This window comes from Nitrosophilus sp. (assembly GCF_982775275.1).
The window spans coordinates 1-3,875 of record NZ_CEXZHP010000146.1 but is presented as its reverse complement, the minus strand read 5'-3'; the positions used below and the strand labels follow the sequence as shown (position 1 = coordinate 3,875).

4 protein-coding genes and 1 pseudogene are annotated in these 3,875 nt (G+C 31.3%); 1 reads left to right on the top strand and 4 read right to left on the bottom strand.

All coding sequences use genetic code 11. The features are described 5' to 3' along the window. From AC30RD_RS07115 to AC30RD_RS07100, 4 genes and pseudogenes are all read right to left on the bottom strand, one after another. Window positions 1-208, bottom strand: a pseudogene (locus tag AC30RD_RS07115) (NAD-dependent malic enzyme); the annotation flags it as partial. Window positions 209-316: 108 nt separating this feature from the next. After that, window positions 317-604 (bottom strand): hypothetical protein, encoded by a 288-nt coding sequence (locus AC30RD_RS07110; RefSeq protein ID WP_489493719.1) that lies wholly within the window; start codon window positions 602-604, stop codon window positions 317-319. A 4-nt stretch (window positions 605-608) separates the two neighbouring features. After that, window positions 609-1,529, bottom strand: a complete 921-nt coding sequence (gene rsmH, locus AC30RD_RS07105; RefSeq protein ID WP_489493721.1) for a 16S rRNA (cytosine(1402)-N(4))-methyltransferase RsmH — start codon at window positions 1,527-1,529, stop codon at window positions 609-611. Further along, window positions 1,529-2,839: an adenosylmethionine--8-amino-7-oxononanoate transaminase gene (locus AC30RD_RS07100; RefSeq protein ID WP_489493717.1), complete on the bottom strand. Its 1,311-nt coding sequence runs from the start codon at window positions 2,837-2,839 to the stop codon at window positions 1,529-1,531. The genes rsmH and AC30RD_RS07100 overlap by 1 nt, the downstream gene beginning before the upstream one ends. Before the next feature lie 100 nt (window positions 2,840-2,939). On the opposite strand from AC30RD_RS07100, the gene AC30RD_RS07095 reads away from it, so the two are divergent. Continuing rightward, window positions 2,940-3,875: SurA N-terminal domain-containing protein (locus tag AC30RD_RS07095; RefSeq protein WP_489493716.1), on the top strand; the 936-nt coding region annotated here is incomplete at its 3' end.

The window sequence follows — 3,875 nt, the reverse complement described above, 5'->3', positions numbered from 1 at the left end:
CCAGCGCAAAGATCACTGGATCATGCGCCATCTTTGCAACGTGGCTTTTGTTGAATGCATTTCTTGAACTTACTCCAATCAGAAGATCCGCTCCCTCCACTGCATCATCCAGTTGGAAAAATTCCTTCTTCGGGTTGATGAGTCGGGCAATTTCTTCCTTGTAAGGATCCATCCCCTGTCCTCTCTCTTCAAAAATAGTTCCTACCACCTTACCACCTTACCTCCTTACCACCTTACCTCCTTATCACCTTACCCCTTCTCCCTTCAACCTTCAACCTTTCACCTAACCACTCAACCATTTTAACCAAAACAAACCTCAAAACATCACATCTAAAACCTGATTTTTATATTTCATATATTCAAGCTTACTTCTTAAAAGTCTATTTTCCTCTTTTAAAGTCTCATATTCGTCTAAAAGCTTATTTATCTCCCTACTGGTATAATATATATGATTTCTCAAATAGATTTTTGGAAAAGCAAGCATAAATGCTATAGTCATCATCAATAAGATCATAATCAAAAATTTAAAATCCAAATCTTTATTTTTTCTTTGAATATTTTCTAAACCCTTAAGGAGCTCTTTTTTTTCGACACTTCTTGCCATTATCTCAATCCTTAAATTTAAAAACCCTCATTTTTGCGCTTCTGCTTCTTGGATTTTTTTTGATCTCATCAATTGTCGCACAAATCGGTTTTTTAGTCAAAATTTCGCCAAGCTGATTTTTGCCGCCGCATTCGCATTTTGGCGCATAACTTGGACAGATGCAGCCTTTTGCCCAATTTTTAAATCTTCTTTTAACGATCCTATCTTCTAAAGAGTGAAAGGTAATTATAGCTATTTTTGCCGATTTTGGCCTATATTTTTCTAAAATATCAAGCATTTTTTCAATTTCATACAGCTCTTGGTTAACTTCGATTCTAATAGCTTGAAATACCAAAGTGGCAGGATGAATTTTTTTATTTTTTGGCAAATGATTTTTTAAAAATTCTGCCAACTCCTTTGCGCTTTTAAAATACCTTTTTTGTCTATATTTTACTAATAAATCGGCAATTTTTTTATAATTTTTTATTTCACCATATTCTTTAAAAATATATTCAAGTTTCTCTTTTGGATAAAAATTTATTACATCATATGCACTAAGAGATCTACTTTTGTCCATTCTCATATCCAAAATATCGCTTTCAAAACTAAATCCTCTCTCTTTTTTATCAAGCTGTAAAGATGAAACACCTAAATCAGCAAGAACGCCTTTGATGTTAAGATTCATAAAATCTTCCAAAACTTCGGAAAATCTGCCTTTTTTTATAATAACTCTATTTTTAAAAATTTCTAATCTTTTCTTAGAAAACTCTATAGCTTCCTCGTCTTGATCAATACCTATGAGTTTAATATTTGGATTATTTTTTAATATACCTTCGCTATGGCCTCCATATCCCAAAGTGCAATCTATTATATATCCATCCTTTATATCTTTAAATACCTCTATCACTTCATTTAGTAAAACCGGAATATGGGGTATGTTTTTTATCAAATCTTATCCTTTAAAAGTAAACTAATCCCCTCATAAGCTACATTTATCATTTTGTCTATCTCTTCAAATGTTATAATATAAGGAGGCATAAAATATATAACATGTCCTAATGGTCTAAGCAAAACCCCGTTTTTAAGTCCATATTGGTATACTTTTAGTCCAACTCTTTCTTGAGGTTTATAACCTTGAAGTTCTATTGCTGCGATCATACCCGTTTGTCTAACCTCTTTTACGTTTTTTAAATCTTTAAATTTTTCTATTTTTTTTGATAAATATTCTATTTTTACCCTATTTTTTTCTAAAACGTTGTCATTTTCAAATATATCCAAAGTAGCGTTAGCGGCGCTACAAGCAAGAGGATTGCCAGTATAGCTATGAGAGTGCAAAAAGGCTTTATATTGATTATAATCACAATAAAAAGCGCCATAAATTTCATCGGTTGTCAAAACCACAGACAAAGGAAGATAACCTCCAGTTAGACCTTTTGACAAACAAATAAAATCGGGAGAGATTCCTGCTTGTTCACAAGCAAACATCTCTCCGGTTCTTCCAAATCCTACGGCAATCTCATCTGCAATAAAATGTATACCATATTTTTTACAAAGATCATAAGAGAGTTTCAAATATAAAGGATGATACATATGCATATACCCGGCACATTGAACAAGAGGCTCTATAATAAAAGCAGATACTAAATCTTTGTTTTTTTCAAAAATAGCCTCAAGATCCTTAGCCGCATCAATAGCCGCCGCTTCGCTCATATCTTTTGGCGTAGGGGCTTGGATGGTTTTTATTAAAATCTCTTCATATGTATCTTTATACAACTCTACATCACCAACAGAAAGTGCTCCGATAGTTTCACCATGATAACTATTTTTAAGTGACACAAAAAGGGGCTTTATACGCCCTTTATTTTTATGATAATGAAAACTCATCTTCAAAGCAACTTCTATCGCGCTTGATCCGTTATCTGCATAAAAGCATTTATTTAATCCCTTTGGTGTTATTTTTACGAGTCTTTCGCTCAATTTCACAATCTGTTCATGTGTAAAGCCTGCAAAAATAACATGCTCAAGCTTTTCAATTTGTTCTTTAACTTTGCTGTTTATATATTCGTTTGAATGTCCAAAAAGATTAACCCACCAGCTACTAATTGCGTCAATATATCTATTGCCGTCAAAATCAAATAGATATACCCCTTTACCTTCTTTTATAGGTATAAGAGGCAAAAACTCGTGATCTTTCATCTGAGTGCATGGATGCCATATATGAGCTAAATCTCTATCCATCAATTGGCTATTTGTCATAATCGCTCCTTAATTATTTAAAAACCTATTTTACGCTATTTAACCAATTATTAATAGCAATTTTACTAAAATTTAGAAAATTTTGTTAAAAAGGAAGCAGATGATAAGTTGGATGCAAAAACATAAAAAATGGCTGGTTATAACGATCTGGATAAGCACTATAGCCTTTGTTGGAGCAGGATTTGTCGGATGGGGCGCCTATCAATACGGAACAATGGCCGGAGCGGTTGCGAAAGTTGGAGATATTAAAATAACTCAAAAAGAGCTTTCTCAAAGATATTCAAACCTTTACTCTTATTATAACAATCTATTCAAAGGAGAGTTTGATCAAAAAAAAGCAAAAGAGCTCGGTCTTGAAAAAGAGGCGCTAAATTCACTTATTAGAGAAGCTTTATATATGAATCTCGCAAAAGATTTGGGCTTGAAAGTATTGGATAGTGAGGTTGCAAAAACGATTTTTAATATGAAAGAGTTTCAAAAAGATGGAAAATTTGATAAAAAAATATACAACGAAGTTTTAAAAAGAGCCGGACTTAAAGTAAAAGATTTTGAAAGTATGATAAAAAAAGATATCTTATTATCAAAGCTTCAAAAAATTTTAAAACCTGTTTTAACTCCTTTAGAGTTTGAGACTTTTGGATCTGCTCTTTTTATGTCGGATAAAATAAAATATAAAGTATTAAGTTCACAAGATATTAAAATAGACTATACAAAAGAGGATCTAAAAAAATATTGGCAAAAACATAAAAAAAATTATATGAATGAACCAAAATATAAACTCTCTATCATTTGGGTAGAACCTAAAAATATAGATTTTAAAGAAAAAGAGTTAAAAGAGTTTTATATGAAAAATAGACACAAATTTGTTGACGAAAACGGAAAAATTAAAAGTTTTGATAAAGCAAAAGATGAAATAATAGAAGCATTAAAGATCAAAAAAAGCAAAAAAATCGCACTAAAAAAATATTTGGAATTTAAAAAAGGAAAAATTAAAGAGGTTCAAAAAATAGAACTTTCATTAATCAACAATCTAATA